We start from the raw sequence: 13,641 nt of genomic DNA, 5'->3' as shown, positions 1-13,641 counted from the left end.
TACGGTCCGCCGCGAGATCCGGAACGGCCCGGTCGGCGGGCCTGAACAGCGGCCCGCGGTCTGGCGGCGGCAACCTCGCCTCCCTTGACGCGAAACTGACCAGTACCGAAAAATGGCCGCGTAACGCTCATCACATTTCCACGAGCTGGAGTCGTCCTATGACCAGCACGACCGCCCACCGTGAAGGCTTCCACTCCCTGCGGGCCAACGGCCTCAACTGGGACTCGCTGCCGCTCCGGCTGTTCGGCAAGGGCAACGCGAAGTTCTGGAACCCGGCTGACATCGACTTCAGCAAGGACGCCGAGGACTGGCGCAACCTCACCGAGGACGAGCAGCGCAGCGTGGCTCTGCTGTGCTCGCAGTTCATCGCCGGCGAGGAAGCCGTCACCCAGGACCTCCAGCCGTTCATGGCGGCGATGGCCGCCGAGGGCCGGTTCGGCGACGAGATGTACCTGACGCAGTTCTGCTTCGAGGAGGCCAAGCACACCCAGGTCTTCCGGCTGTGGATGGACGCCGTCGGCCTCACCTCGGACCTGCACGAGTTCGTCGAGGACAACCCCGGCTACCGCGCGATCTTCTACGAGGCCCTGCCCGAGTCGCTCCACGCGCTGCACCACGATCCGAGTCCGGAGAACCAGGTCCGCGCGTCGGTCACCTACAACCACGTCGTGGAGGGCACGCTCGCCCTGACCGGGTACTACGCGTGGCACAAGATCTGCCGCAGCCGCGGCATCCTGCCCGGGATGCAGGAAGTGGTGCGCCGCATCGGCGACGACGAACGCCGGCACATGGCGTGGGGCACCTTCACCTGCCGCCGCCACGTCGCCGCGGACGAGCGCAACTGGGCGGTCGTCGAGGACCAGATGCAGCGCCTCCTGCCGCACGCGGTCACCCAGATCCAGTGGGCTCCGGAAGACGCTCCGGAAGAACGGCCGTTCCAGCTGGACCCCGACGAACTCACCCAGTACGCCTCGGACCGCGCCACCCGCCGCCTCGGCGCGATCTCCAGCGCGCGCGGCATGCCGCTGGCGCAGATCGACGTCGACGCCTCGCCGGAGCAGCTGGAGGAGCAGTTCGGCGCGGAGGACGCCGCCGCCCTCGCCGAGGTGGACGCCAGGTCTTGACCTGCGCGGGCGACCGCGGTCCGGCGCGAACCGCGGTCGCCCGGTGCGCTATTCCAGGCCGAGGATGCGTTTGGCCGCCCGCCGCATCTCCACCTTGCGGATCTTGCCCGTCACGGTCATCGGGAACTCGTCCACGACGTGGACGTAGCGGGGGATCTTGTAGTGCGCGAGCTTGCCGGTGCAGAACTCGCGCAACGCCTCGGTGGTGAGCTCCGGGGCGCCGTCGCGCAGCCGGACCCAGGCCATCAGCTCCTCGCCGAAGCGCTCGTCCGGCACGCCGATGACCTGGGCGTCCAGGATGTCCGGGTGGGTGTAGAGGAACTCCTCGATCTCCCGCGGGTAGATGTTCTCCCCGCCGCGGATGACCATGTCCTTGATCCGGCCGGTGATGCTGACGTAGCCGTCGGGGTCCATCACCGCGAGATCGCCGGTGTGCATCCAGCGGGCTTCGTCGATGACCTCGGCGGTCTTGTCGGGCTGCTGCCAGTAGCCGAGCATCACCGAGTACCCCCGGGTGCACAGCTCTCCCGGCGTCCCGCGGGGGACGGGGCGGCCGGTCTCCGGGTCGACGACCTTGACCTCCAGGTGCGGCCCCACTCTGCCCACGGTGGACACCCGGCGTTCCACCGAGTCGTCGGCGCGGGTCTGGGTGGACACCGGCGAGGTCTCGGTCATGCCGTAGCAGATCGCCACCTCGGCCATCCCCATCCGGTCGATGACCTGCTTCATCACCTCGACCGGGCACGGTGATCCCGCCATGATGCCGGTGCGCAACGACGACAGGTCGTACTCGGCGAAATCGGGGAGGTCGAGCTCGGCGATGAACATCGTCGGCACGCCGTACAGCGAGGTGCACCGCTCGGCGGCGACCGCCGCCAGCGCGGCCTTCGGCTCGAAGCCCTCGCCGGGGATCACCATCGCCGCGCCGTGGCTGGTGCACGCGAGATTGCCCATCACCATGCCGAAGCAGTGGTAGAAGGGCACCGGGATGCACACCCGGTCCCGCTCGGTGTAGCCGCACAGCTCCCCGACGAAGAAGCCGTTGTTGAGGATGTTGTGGTGCGACAGCGTCGCGCCCTTCGGGAAACCGGTCGTACCCGAGGTGTACTGGATGTTGATCGGGTCGTCGGCGGACAGCGCGGCCTGCGCCTCGTCCAGCCGCGCCTGGTCCCCCGAGCCCCGGGCCAGCTCCGTCCACTCCGGCCGGTCGAGGAAGACCACCCGCTCCAGGGCGGGGCAGTTCGGCCGCACCTGCTCGACCATGTCGACGTAGTCGGAGCTCTTGAACCGCTGCGCGGACACCAGCATCCGGATCCCGGCCTGGTTGAGCACGTACTCCAGTTCGTGCACCCGGTACGCCGGGTTGATGTTGACCAGGATCGCCCCGATCCGCGCGGTCGCGTACTGGACCAGCGTCCACTCCGCGCGGTTCGGCGCCCAGATCCCGACCCGGTCGCCCTTGCCGATGCCCGCGTCGAGCAGGCCGAGCGCGAGCGCGTCCACATCGGCCACGAACTCGCGGTACGTCCACCGGCGACCGGTGGCGCGCTCCACGAGCGCGTCCCGGTCACCGAAGCGGGCAGCGGTGCGGTCGAGGTTGGCTCCGATGGTGTCCCCGAGCAGCGGAACGTCGGAGATGCCCGAGCTGTAGCTGAGCTGGATGGGTCCGGTTGCGTGCCCCACATCGGCCTCCTGGCGTGAGCGTGATGCGGGGCACATCATCCCCAACGGCCCGAGCCGGGCCAAGACCCCGCACCTCGCGCAGGCGCCTGCCCGGGATGGCAATGTGGAGCCATGCGCTTCCTGCTCAACGTCGTCTGGCTCGTCTTCGGCGGGTTCTTCCTGGCCGTGGGGTACGCGTTCGCGGGGGTCCTGCTGGCGATCACGATCGTCGGGATCCCGTTCGCGATCGCCTCGTTCCGGATGGCGAACTTCGCGCTCTGGCCGTTCGGCCGGAGGTTGGTGGACGCGCCGAGCGCGGGCGCTCTCGCCGGGGTCGGCAACGTGCTGTGGCTGATCCTGGCCGGCTGGTGGCTGGCACTCGGGCACATCGTCACCGGCGTCGCGATGTGCCTGACGATCATCGGCATCCCGCTCGGCATCGCGAACTTCAAGCTGATCCCGGTCTCGCTGCTGCCCCTCGGCAAGCGCATCGTCGACGCCGACGACCCGTACGCCTTCATCCGCCTGCGCTGACGTACCGCGGCTCCGCGCGAAACCGGCGCGGAGCCGCGCGAAACCGACCCCCTTGGGTCAGGCGGTGAAGGGGTCCAGGACGTGGTCGACCAGGTCGGCAACCGAGTTGATCACCTTGGTCGGGCGGTACGGGAACAGCTCGGCGGTGCTCTCGTCGGAGATGCCGGACAGCACCAGGATCGTCTGCAGGCCCGATTCCAGACCGGACCGCACGTCGGTGTCCATCCGGTCGCCGATCATCAGCGTGTTCTCCGAGTGCACCCCGAGGTGGCGCAGGGCGGACCGCATCATCAGCGGGTTCGGCTTGCCCACGTAGTAGGGCGCGCGGCCGGTGACCCGTTCGATCAGCGCGGCCACGGCGCCGGTGGCGGGCAGGGTGCCCTCCCGGCTCGGCCCCTTCTCGTCCGGGTTGGTCGCGATGAACCGCGCCCCGCCCTCGACCAGCCGGATCGCCTTGGTGATCGCTTCGAAGCTGTAGGTGCGGGTCTCGCCCAGGATCACGTAGTCGGGATCGCGGTCGGTGAGCACGTAGCCGATGTTGTGCAGCGCGGTGGTCAACCCGGACTCGCCGACCACGTAGGCCGAACCGTTGGGCCGCTGGTTCTCCAGGAACTGCGCGGTGGCCAGCGCCGACGTCCAGATCGCTTCCTCCGGCACGTCCAGGCCGCTGCGCGCGAGCCGGGCCCGCAGGTCGCGGGGGGTGTAGATGGAGTTGTTGGTGAAGACCATGAACGGGATGCCGTTGTTGCGCAGCGCCGACAGGAAGGAGTCGGCGCCCGCCACCATGTGCTCCTCGTGCACCAGCACGCCGTCCATGTCCATCAGGTACGTCCAGGGAGATGCCTCAGTCACGCCCCAGATGATCCTCCGGACACCGGGTGGATGGCCACCTCGGCGGCCTTGACCACGAACCACACCTCCTCGTCGGGGACGAGCCCGAGGTCGGCGACGGCCGCCGGGGTGACGTCGGCGGCCAGCGAGCAGCCGCGCACCACTCCCCGGACGCGCACCACGTCGCCGCGCGGTTCGAGCGCCGCCAGCCGCACCGGGATGGCGTTGCGGGGGCTGCCGCGCGGCGGCTCCCGGTGCACCGCCACGGCGGTGGGCGCGAACACCGCAGCGGCCGGTTCCGCCCCGTCGACGGGCTCGGCGACGCGACCGCTGACCACGATGTCGCCGAACGCGATGCCGTCCTCGCGGGCGGTGCCGGGCAGCAGGTTCAGGCCGGCCACGCGGGCGGTGAACGCTTCCCGGGGGCGGGCGAGGACGTCCCGCGTCGGCCCCTGCTCGACGACGCTGCCGTCGAGCAGCACGACCAGCCGATCGGCGAGCACGACCGCGTCGAGCACGTCGTGGGTGACCAGCACGGTCGGTTTTCCCTGCTGCCGCAACACCTTGTGCAGCAGTCCGCGCATCGCGGGTGCCGCGTCGACGTCCAGCGCCGCCAGCGGTTCGTCGAGCAGCAGCAGCCGCGGCTCGGCGGCCAGCGCGCGGGCGAGCGCGACGCGCTGCGCCTGACCGCCGGATAGCTGCCCCGGGCGGCGGTCCGCCAGTCCCGCAGCGTCCACTTCGGACAGCCAGCGGTCGGCGGCGGCGCGCGCCGCGGCCCTGCGAACCCCGGCGGCCCGCGGTCCGAACGCGACGTTCTCCCGCGCGGTCAGGTTGGGGAAGAGCATCGCGCTCTGCGCCAGCAACCCGACGCCGCGGCGGTGCGTGGGCACGCCGACGCCGCGGTCGGTGTCCAGCACCACGCCGTCGTCGAGCTCGATGCGCCCCCGTTCCGGGGCGAGCAGCCCGGCCAGCACGGACAGCAGCGTCGACTTGCCCGCTCCGTTCGGTCCGAGCACGGCCAGCACCTCGCCCGGCGCCACGGCGAGTTCCGCGCGCAGGGTGAACTCGGGGCGCCGGAACTCGACTTCGGCGCGCAGTCCGCTCACAGCTGTCCTTCCACCGCCCGGGGCCGGGCGACCACGATCACCACCAACGCGACCACCACCAGCAGCAACGACATCGCCACCGCAGCGTCCACATCGGACTCAGCAGCGGTGTAGATGGCCAACGGCAGCGTGCGGGTCGTGCCCTGCAGGCTGCCCGCGAACGTGATGGTCGCACCGAATTCCCCCAGCGCCCGCGCGAAGGTCAGCACCAGGCTCGACCCGAGCGCGGGCAGCAGCAGCGGCACCGTGACGCGCCGGAACGCCAGCCACGGACCGGCGCCGAGCGTCGCGGCGACCTGTTCGTACCGCCCGCCCGCGGTGCGCAGCGCCCCTTCCAGGCCCACCACGAGGAACGGCATGGCGACGAAGGTCTGCGAGAGCACCACCGCCGCCGTCGTGTACGGCACCCGGATCCCGGCCACGTCGAGCAGTCCGCCGACCGGCCCGGTGCGCCCGAGCAGGTACAGCAGTGCCAGACCTCCGACGACCGGCGGCAGCACCAGCGGCAGCAGCACCACCGCGCGGATCACCCGCAGTCCCCGGACCCGCGTCCTGGCCAGCACCAGCGCCAGCGGCACGCCCAGCACCAGGCACAACGCGGTGGAGACCAGGCCGGTGTAGACCGACAGCCGCAGCGCGTCCAGCGCGGCCGGGCTGAGCAGCAGCGTCGGCAACCGCGCCGGGTCCACGCGGGTGAACAGCCCGGAGACCGGCAGCACCACCACCGCCAGCGCCAGCGCCGCGGGCGCCCACAGCACCCGCGGCACCGGCACCACCGGCCGTCGGTGTCCGCTGGGGCGCGAGGTCACGGCGTGCCGAAACCGTGCTGGGACAGCACTTCGCGCCCGGCCGGTCCGCGCACGAACGCCTCGAACTCGGCGGCCAGCTGCGGCTCGGGCGCGTCCTTGAGCGTCGCGATCGGGTACGCGTTGACCGCCTGCTGCGCCTCCGGGAAGTCCACGGCCTGCGCCTTCTGCCCGGCCGACTTCGCGTCGGTGACGTACACCAGACCGGCGTCCGCCTCCCCCGCGGTCACCTTGCGCAGCACCGACTTGACGTCGTTCTCCTCGCTGGCCGGGTGCAGCTGGACGCCCGAGGACTTCTCGACCTCGCGGGTCGCCGACCCGCACGGCACCTGCGGCGCGCACACCACGACCGTCCGGCCCGGTGCGGCCAGGTCGCGGAACGACTTGATCCCGGCCGGGTTCCCGGGCGGCACGGCGATCGTCAGCACGTTCGTGGCCAACGTTTCCGGCTTGCCCGTGACACCGCCCGCGGTGACCACCTTGTCCATGTTCTTGGGGTCCGCGGAGACGAAGACGTCGGCGCGGCGGCCCTGCTTGATCTGCTCGGCCAGCGTCGACGAGCCCTGGTAGTCGAACTGCACGTGGACGTCCGGGTGTTCGGCGGTGAACCGCTTGCCGAGTTCGTCGAAGGACTCGGTCAACGACGCCGCCGCGAGCACCGTCAGCGTCCGCTGCTGCGGCTGCGAACCGCCCTGCGCCCCGCAGCCTGCGAGCAGCACCAGCGCGGCCGCCGCGGCCGCGATCATCCTGAGCCTCGCCATCATCCCTCCGGTGTCTCCACCACGACGTTGGTCGACTTGACCACTGCCACCGCGAGCGCTCCGGGCACCAGCCCGAGTTCCCGCACCGCCTCGGTGCTCATCAGCGACACCACCCGGTGCGGACCGCACTGGAGCTCGACCTGCGACATGACCCGGTCCGAGATCACCTCGGTCACCAGCCCGACGAGCCGGTTGCGCGCCGACCGCCCCACCCCCGACGGGTCGGGGGTGGACCGCGCCTGCGTCCGGGCGAACTCGGCCAGCGCGGCCCCGTCGACGACGAGTCGTCCGGAGGCGTCCCGCAGTGCGGGAAGCTGTCCACCGTCGACCCAGCGCCGGACCGTGTCGTCGCTCACACCCAGCAGTCCGGCGGCCTCGGAAATCCGGTATTGCGGCACAACTGCCGACAATACTTCCGCAACAGCGGCGAAAACAGGGTTCTGATGCCGCAAATCCGATCTTCCACTGTGGTTCGTGCGTTCCTCCGACCAGCGGCTCTTCGACCCGGAACGCGCTCGGCGGGAAACTACGAAGCCACCCGCGGCGATCGAAATCCCGCGCGGTGAGGGGTTAGGGTCGTGGAGTGACCGCGGTGGACCTGGGAATCCCGGTCGTGCGCCGCACGACCGACACGTCCGCACGTCCGGACACGCCGTTCCTGGTCGACCGCTTCGGCCGCGTCGCCCGGGATCTGCGCGTCTCGCTCATCGACAAGTGCAACCTGCGTTGCACGTACTGCATGCCCGCCGAGGGCCTGCCGTGGCTGAAGCGCGCGGAACTGCTCGACACCGAGGAGATGGTCCGCCTCATCCGGATCGCCGTCGAGCAGCTCGGGGTGACCGACGTCCGCTTCACCGGCGGCGAGCCGCTGCTGCGGCAGGACCTGGTGGACATCATCGCGGCGACCGCGCAGCTGCCGTCCGGGCCGCGCACCTCGCTGACCACCAACGGCATCAACCTGGACCGCTTCGCCGCGCCGCTGGCGCAGGCGGGGCTGCACCGGGTCAACGTCTCGCTGGATACCCTGGACCGCGCCACCTTCCGGGAGCTGACCCGCCGCGACCGGTTCGACGACGTGCTCGCCGGGCTCGACGCGGCCAAGGCCGCGGGACTGGAACCGGTGAAGGTCAACGCGGTGCTGCTGCGCGGGGTCAACGACGCGGAGGCGTGCGACCTGCTGCGGTTCTGCGTCGAGCGCGGCTACCAGCTGCGTTTCATCGAGCAGATGCCGCTGGACCCGCAGCACGGTTGGGACCGCGCGCAGATGATCACCGCCGACGAGATCCTGGACCACCTCGGCCGGGAGTTCGACCTGACCCCGCACGGCGCCGAGCGGGGCTCCGCCCCGGCGGAGCGCTGGCTCGTCGACGGCGGGCCCGCGGTGGTCGGCGTGATCGGCTCGGTGACCCGGCCGTTCTGCGCGACCTGCGACCGGACCCGGCTCACCGCGGACGGACAGCTGCGCTCCTGCCTGTTCTCCACGACCGAGACGGACCTGCGGGGACCGCTGCGGTCGGGCGCGGACGACGCGGAACTGGTCCGGCTGTGGCAGGAGACGATGTGGGCCAAGGCGGCCGGGCACGGCGTCGACGACGAGGGCTTCGCCCAGCCGTCCCGGCCGATGAGTGCGATCGGGGGTTGACGCCGATGACGACCGCGGCGGAGCAGACCGTGGCGGTGCGGGTCCGCTACTTCGCGGGGGCGCGGACGGCCGCGGGTGTTCCCGAGGAGACGGTGCGCGTGGCGTGCCCCGCGGGCGGCGCGGTGACCGCCGCCGACGTCATCGACGCGGCGCTGAGCCTGCACGACGACCGGCTGGTGAAGGTCGTGGCGGCGAGCAGCTTCCTGCTCGACGGCGTGGCGGTGCGCGACCGCGCCGTCGCCGTCGCCGACGGCTCCGAGCTCGACGTCCTGCCGCCGTTCGCGGGCGGCTGAAAACCACCCCCACCGCATACTCCTTTCTTCTGCGCGCGCGGGTGCGCGCGTGCGCGAATACAACATGCGCACGCGTGTCGGACACGCTCGTTCAGGTGATTCCCGGAGCGGATTCCGCGCCAGTTCGATCTTGCTCGACACCGGCTCTCATCCACCGGTGTCCACCTCCCTCGAATCGGCGACGCCACTGGCTACTCAACGCACACAAGTGAAGCCTGTTCGTGATCGCCGAAACACCCGACCCCGGCGCGAGGTTCCGTCGGTTCAACGCGCATCGGGCGCCCGAACCACTGGGACGAGGGTTGCGCAAAGAGGACAAGGGGGTGACCCACGCCTCACTGACGGTGATCGATATCGGCCAGGCAACGGCTTGGTAACAACGCTCTGATCAGCACAAACACCCCGGATCGAAGCACGCACACCAGGCGTTACTGTGACCAGCGTCACGTCGATCAGCGTTTCCGATCTTCGCGTCGGTTACGTAGTGTCGCTCCTCGGTCGGCCCCGAACCGATCAGCAAGGAGCGGGAAGTCCGCAGCGCCGAGCCCTGTCCGGCGGGCTTCCTACCCCCGAAACGAACACACCGGACAGGGGCGGGGATCTCCCCGGGTGCCCCGAAGCCCGAGGGAAGCGCCGGTTCCCCGAGACCGGACCCCGGTGGTCGCCGACGAGCGGCCAACCTCGCAGGCGCGGCAGGAGAGAGGGAAATGGCTCGCTACAAAGGCAAGCACCGGAAGCCGTCCAATACCACCCGCACCGCGGCGCGCGTCGCCGTCGCCGGCGCGGTGATCGCCACCCCGATCGCGATCGCCGCCCCTGCCAACGCGGCGGACTGGGACACGCTCGCGAAGTGCGAGAGCTCCGGTAACTGGGACGCCAACACCGGCAACGGCTTCTCCGGCGGCCTGCAGTTCACCCCGTCCACCTGGGCCGCGTTCGGCGGCACGCAGTACGCCTCCAGCCCGCACAACGCGACCCGCGAGCAGCAGATCGCGGTGGCCGAGAAGGTCCTCGCCGCGCAGGGTCCGAACGCGTGGCCCGGCTGCACCTCCAAGACCAACTGGACCAGCGGGAGCAGCAGCTCCAGCACGAAGGTCACGACCAAGAGCAAGAGCACCAAGACCCACAGCAGCGCGAAGACCAAGAGCAGCTCCGGCAGCGCCAAGGCCGCCACGTCGGGTCAGTACACGGTGCGTTCCGGTGACACGCTGAGCAAGATCGGTCAGAAGTTCGGCGTGGACTACCACCGGATCTTCGAGCGCAACTCGGGCGCGATCAAGGACCCGAACCTGATCTTCCCGGGCCAGCAGCTCACCATCAAGTGACGTGATCGGCCGGTTGACCGGCTGATCGGGAGTACGTGTCGTACCCCCCGACACGGCACGTCCTCCGCACCACTCGGAACCCCACCGCCCGCCCCCAGCGGTGGGGTTCCGTCATGTTCGCCGGTCGCCGGTTCCGGGCGGAACCGGCGACCCCGGTGTTGGTCGGCGCGAGCCGGGTCAGGGGCAGTTGACCCATTCCTCGGAGTCGTCGTCGAAGACCTGGCGCTTCCAGATCGGCAGTCGGCGCTTGACCTCGTCGACGAGGTCCGAGCAGGCGGTGAACGCCTGCTTGCGGTGCTCGGCGGCCACCGCGCAGGCCAGCGCGACGTCGCCGATCTTGAGCAGACCGGTTCGGTGCGCCACCGCGAGGGCGCGGACGCCCTCCGAGCGGGCCGCGATGTCGCGGGCCACCTCCGAGATCACCTCGCCCGCGCTGGGATGGCCCACGTACTCCAGTTCCTGCACGCCGCGTCCGCCGTCGTGGTCGCGGACCACGCCGCCGAAGGTGACGACCGCGCCCGCGGCGCGGTGCTCGACGAGGCGAGCCAGGTCGTCGACGCGCAGCGACTCCTCGGTCACCTCGGCGAGCAGGACCTCGGCGGGCGGGCGGCCCGGCTGGGCGTGGCCCTGCGGGTGGTCGCCGCCGTGCAACTGGTCGACGGCGTGGTCGAGCACGCCGTCCAGCACGCCCAGACCGTCCTTGACACCGCCGCGCGAGCCCGGCAGGTTCACGATCAGCGTGCGGCCGCTGATCCCGGCCAGGCCGCGGGACAGCACCGCGGTCGGCACCTCCGGCAGGCCCGCGTTGCGGATCGCGTCCGCCAGCCCGGGGATCGGGTGGTCCAGGACCGCCGCGGTGACCTCCGGGGTGCGGTCGGTGGGGCTGATGCCGGTGCCGCCGGTGGTGATCACCACGTCGACGCCCGCGGCGACGGCGGCGCGCAGCGCCTCGCCCACCGGATCGCCGTCCGGGACCACCACCGGGTCGGGGGTCTCGTAGCCGCGCGCCCGCAGCCACTCGACGATCACCGGGCCGGTGCGGTCGGGGTAGACGCCCGCCGCGGCGCGGTTCGACGCGGCGATGACCCGCGCTGTCCTCGTCATGCAGACCTCCTACGCGTCGCGCACCCAGGTGCCGGTCTTGCCGCCCTCCTTGCGCTCCACGCGAACCGCGTCGAGCACCGCGGCCGGGTCGACGGCCTTGATCATGTCGTGCAGCGCGAGCCCGGCCCCGGTGACCGCGGTGAGCGCCTCCATCTCGACGCCGGTGCGGTCGGTGGTGCGCGCGGTCGCGGTGATGCGGACCTCGGAGTCGCCGAGTTCCAGGTCGACCACCACGCCGGACAGGGCGATCGGGTGGCACAGCGGCACCAGGTCCGGGGTCCGCTTGGCCGCCATGATGCCCGCGATCCGGGCGGTGGCCAGGGCGTCGCCCTTGGGCAGTCCGTCCCGGCGCAGCAGCGCGACGACCTCCGCCGTCGTGCGCACGATTCCGGAGGCGACCGCGGTGCGCGCGGTGGCCTGCTTGGCCGAGACGTCGACCATGCGTGCGGCACCCGCCGCGTCGACGTGGGTGAGCTCGTCCTGCGCCATGCGTCGAGCCTAGTCCGCGGCACCGCACGCGAACGCCCCCGGCCGCACCGGAACGGCCGGGGGCGTGCGGCGGTGGATCAGTAGTCCAGGTCCTCGGCCATGGACCAGGGCAGCGACGAACCGCCGCGCGGTTGCGGGTCGCCGGCCCGGGAGGCGATGGCCGCGCGCTTGACCGCCTCGGCGACGGCCGGGGCCACCGCCGAGTCGAACACGCTCGGCACGATGAACGAGGCGTTCACCCGCTCCTCGCCGTCCACGACGTCGGCGATCGCGTTCGCCGCCGCGATCATCATGTCGTCGGTGATCTTGTGCGCGTGCGCGTCGAGCAGGCCGCGGAAGAAGCCCGGGAACGCCAGCACGTTGTTGATCTGGTTCGGGTAGTCGCTGCGGCCGGTGGCCACGACCTTGGCGTGCTTCTGCGCGTCCAGCGGGTCGATCTCCGGGTCCGGGTTGGCCAGCGCGAACACGATCGAGTCGGAGTTCATCGTCGCCACGTCGTCGGAGCTGAGCAGGTTCGGCGCGGAGACGCCGATGAACACGTCCGCGCCGCGCACCGCGTCGGAGAGCGTCCCGGTGCGACCGTCCTTGTTGGTCGACGCGGCGATCGAGCGCAGGTTCTCGTCGGTGTCGCCGCGTCCGGTGTGGACGATGCCGTCGATGTCCACGGCGATGATGTCGGCCGGGGACTTGTGCTGGAGCAGGCGGATGATCGCCGAACCGGCGGCGCCGACCCCGCACACCACGATGCGGCAGTCGCCGATGTCCTTGCCGACCACGCGCAGCGCGTTGCGCAGCGCGCCGAGCACGACGATCGCGGTGCCGTGCTGGTCGTCGTGGAAGACCGGGATGTTCAGCTTCTCGCGCAGCCGGGCCTCGATCTCGAAGCAGCGCGGCGCGGCGATGTCCTCCAGGTTGATGCCGCCGTAGACCGGGGCGATCAGCTCGACGGCGCGGATGATCTCCTCGGTGTCCTGGGTGTCCAGGCACACCGGCCAGGCGTTGACCCCGGCGAACTTCTTGAACAGCGCGGCCTTGCCCTCCATCACGGGCAGCGCGGCCTCCGGGCCGATGTTGCCCAGGCCGAGCACGGCCGAGCCGTCGGTGACCACCGCGACCGAGTTGCGCTTGACGGTCAGCCGCCGCGCGTCCTCCGGGTTCTCGGCGATCGCGGTGCACACCCGCGCGACCCCGGGCGTGTAGGCGCGGGAGAGGTCGTCTCGGTTGGCCAGCGCGACCTTGGAGTTGACCTCGATCTTGCCGCCGAGGTGGACCAGGAAGGTCCGGTCGGACACCTTGCGCACCCGAACCCCGGGCAGCGCGTGCAGGATCTCGGTGAGGTCGTTGGCGTGGTTGGCCGACAGCGCGTTGCACGTGATGTCGACCACGATCCGGTCGGCGTGGGACTCGACGACGTCGAACGCCGTGATGACCCCGCCCGCACGACCGATAGCGCTGGTCAGATCACCCGCGGCGGTCGTGGACGGCGGGGCCTCGACGCGAACGGTGATCGAGTAACCCGGACCTGGAACCGGCATGGCACACCCCTGTCGAGCGGAACGGCTATGGACTTGAACGGGTGCCGTCCTCCGGCTGCTCGCCGCAGCAGATCGCTCATCCGGGACGCAAGCCCGTCGGGCCCGCTAAGCGACCGGAACTTCACCCGGCACGAAAAAGCCTAAAACTTTCCCGGGTGTGAGCGACGTCCGGTCCGCTACCATCCGGTTCCCCTTGACAGCCGGGTCACCTGTTGATCTGCGTCACCGGGTGCTCGTAGGGCACGGAGTCCTCGGTCAGCGGGAAGGTGACGTCGCCGAACGGCGACAGGGCGCCCTGCTTGTCCGCGAGGAACTCGCTCACCGGGTGCTCGCCGTTGCCCGGCTGGGGCCAACTCGGGTCGATCCGGTCCTTCTTGGTCTTGCCGGCCACGTCATCCTCCTGACCAGTCGTTCAACCTGCGCTTCCAG

General features: G+C 71.1%; 15 protein-coding genes. 5 read left to right on the top strand and 10 right to left on the bottom strand.

Features of this window, described 5'->3' with window-relative positions:
- The first annotated feature begins 158 nt into the window (after nucleotides 1–158).
- A complete protein-coding gene (locus NV263_RS02540) occupies nucleotides 159–1,124 on the top strand; it encodes a R2-like ligand-binding oxidase (protein ID WP_263250763.1) in 966 nt (321 codons plus the stop codon).
- A gap of 48 nt (nucleotides 1,125–1,172) precedes the next feature.
- On the opposite strand, the gene NV263_RS02535 is transcribed toward NV263_RS02540, so the two are convergent.
- On the bottom strand, nucleotides 1,173–2,807 hold the full coding sequence (locus NV263_RS02535; protein WP_263250761.1) for an AMP-binding protein: 1,635 nt from the start codon (nucleotides 2,805–2,807) through the stop codon (nucleotides 1,173–1,175).
- A gap of 111 nt (nucleotides 2,808–2,918) precedes the next feature.
- Here NV263_RS02535 and NV263_RS02530 point away from each other — a divergent pair, with 111 nt between their 5' ends.
- Nucleotides 2,919–3,320 carry a YccF domain-containing protein gene (locus tag NV263_RS02530; protein WP_263250759.1) on the top strand — a complete coding sequence of 134 codons (402 nt, stop codon included), beginning with the start codon at nucleotides 2,919–2,921 and terminating at the stop codon, nucleotides 3,318–3,320.
- 57 nt (nucleotides 3,321–3,377) lie between these two features.
- Here the strand turns inward: NV263_RS02530 and NV263_RS02525 are convergent, their stop codons facing one another.
- The 5 genes from NV263_RS02525 to NV263_RS02505 are packed head-to-tail and all read right to left on the bottom strand — an operon-like array spanning nucleotide 3,378 to nucleotide 7,222.
- Nucleotides 3,378–4,142, bottom strand: coding sequence for an HAD-IIA family hydrolase (locus tag NV263_RS02525; RefSeq protein ID WP_263254017.1), 765 nt, complete (start codon nucleotides 4,140–4,142; stop codon nucleotides 3,378–3,380).
- A gap of 26 nt (nucleotides 4,143–4,168) precedes the next feature.
- Nucleotides 4,169–5,257 (bottom strand): sulfate/molybdate ABC transporter ATP-binding protein, encoded by a 1,089-nt coding sequence (locus NV263_RS02520; protein ID WP_263250757.1) that lies wholly within the window; start codon nucleotides 5,255–5,257, stop codon nucleotides 4,169–4,171.
- Nucleotides 5,254–6,024, bottom strand: coding sequence for an ABC transporter permease (locus NV263_RS02515; RefSeq protein ID WP_263250756.1), 771 nt, complete (start codon nucleotides 6,022–6,024; stop codon nucleotides 5,254–5,256). The genes NV263_RS02520 and NV263_RS02515 overlap by 4 nt, the downstream gene beginning before the upstream one ends.
- A gap of 38 nt (nucleotides 6,025–6,062) precedes the next feature.
- The gene (modA, locus tag NV263_RS02510; protein WP_263250755.1) at nucleotides 6,063–6,827 is read right to left on the bottom strand and encodes a molybdate ABC transporter substrate-binding protein; all 765 of its coding nucleotides are present in this window, start codon (nucleotides 6,825–6,827) and stop codon (nucleotides 6,063–6,065) included.
- Complete coding sequence (locus NV263_RS02505; protein ID WP_263250753.1) at nucleotides 6,824–7,222, bottom strand: TOBE domain-containing protein; 399 nt, start codon at nucleotides 7,220–7,222, stop codon at nucleotides 6,824–6,826. Before NV263_RS02505 ends, modA begins: the two co-directional genes overlap by 4 nt.
- A gap of 185 nt (nucleotides 7,223–7,407) precedes the next feature.
- Here NV263_RS02505 and moaA point away from each other — a divergent pair, with 185 nt between their 5' ends.
- The 3 genes from moaA (at nucleotide 7,408) to NV263_RS02490 (ending at nucleotide 10,084) form a co-directional block, all read left to right on the top strand.
- Nucleotides 7,408–8,466: a GTP 3',8-cyclase MoaA gene (gene moaA / locus NV263_RS02500; protein ID WP_263250752.1), complete on the top strand. Its 1,059-nt coding sequence runs from the start codon at nucleotides 7,408–7,410 to the stop codon at nucleotides 8,464–8,466.
- Nucleotides 8,467–8,471: 5 nt separating this feature from the next.
- On the top strand, nucleotides 8,472–8,759 hold the full coding sequence (locus NV263_RS02495; RefSeq protein WP_263250751.1) for a MoaD/ThiS family protein: 288 nt from the start codon (nucleotides 8,472–8,474) through the stop codon (nucleotides 8,757–8,759).
- A gap of 707 nt (nucleotides 8,760–9,466) precedes the next feature.
- Nucleotides 9,467–10,084 (top strand): transglycosylase family protein, encoded by a 618-nt coding sequence (locus tag NV263_RS02490; protein WP_263250750.1) that lies wholly within the window; start codon nucleotides 9,467–9,469, stop codon nucleotides 10,082–10,084.
- A gap of 177 nt (nucleotides 10,085–10,261) precedes the next feature.
- Here NV263_RS02490 and NV263_RS02485 read toward each other — a convergent pair whose 3' ends face one another.
- From NV263_RS02485 to NV263_RS02470, 4 genes are all read right to left on the bottom strand, one after another.
- Nucleotides 10,262–11,188 (bottom strand): molybdenum cofactor biosynthesis protein MoaE, encoded by a 927-nt coding sequence (locus NV263_RS02485; protein ID WP_263250749.1) that lies wholly within the window; start codon nucleotides 11,186–11,188, stop codon nucleotides 10,262–10,264.
- 9 nt (nucleotides 11,189–11,197) lie between these two features.
- On the bottom strand, nucleotides 11,198–11,677 hold the full coding sequence (moaC, locus tag NV263_RS02480) for a cyclic pyranopterin monophosphate synthase MoaC (protein ID WP_263250748.1): 480 nt from the start codon (nucleotides 11,675–11,677) through the stop codon (nucleotides 11,198–11,200).
- Between the two features lie 77 nt (nucleotides 11,678–11,754).
- Nucleotides 11,755–13,212 carry an NAD-dependent malic enzyme gene (locus NV263_RS02475; protein WP_263250747.1) on the bottom strand — a complete coding sequence of 486 codons (1,458 nt, stop codon included), beginning with the start codon at nucleotides 13,210–13,212 and terminating at the stop codon, nucleotides 11,755–11,757.
- A 205-nt stretch (nucleotides 13,213–13,417) separates the two neighbouring features.
- Nucleotides 13,418–13,603, bottom strand: coding sequence for a hypothetical protein (locus NV263_RS02470; RefSeq protein ID WP_263250746.1), 186 nt, complete (start codon nucleotides 13,601–13,603; stop codon nucleotides 13,418–13,420).
- Nucleotides 13,604–13,641 lie beyond the last annotated feature (38 nt).

Origin of the sequence: Saccharopolyspora rosea, assembly GCF_025643595.1 — a bacterium.
In the GTDB taxonomy this organism is placed as follows: Bacteria; Actinomycetota; Actinomycetes; order Mycobacteriales; family Pseudonocardiaceae; genus Saccharopolyspora; species Saccharopolyspora rosea.
This window is presented reverse-complemented; position numbering and strand designations above follow the sequence as displayed.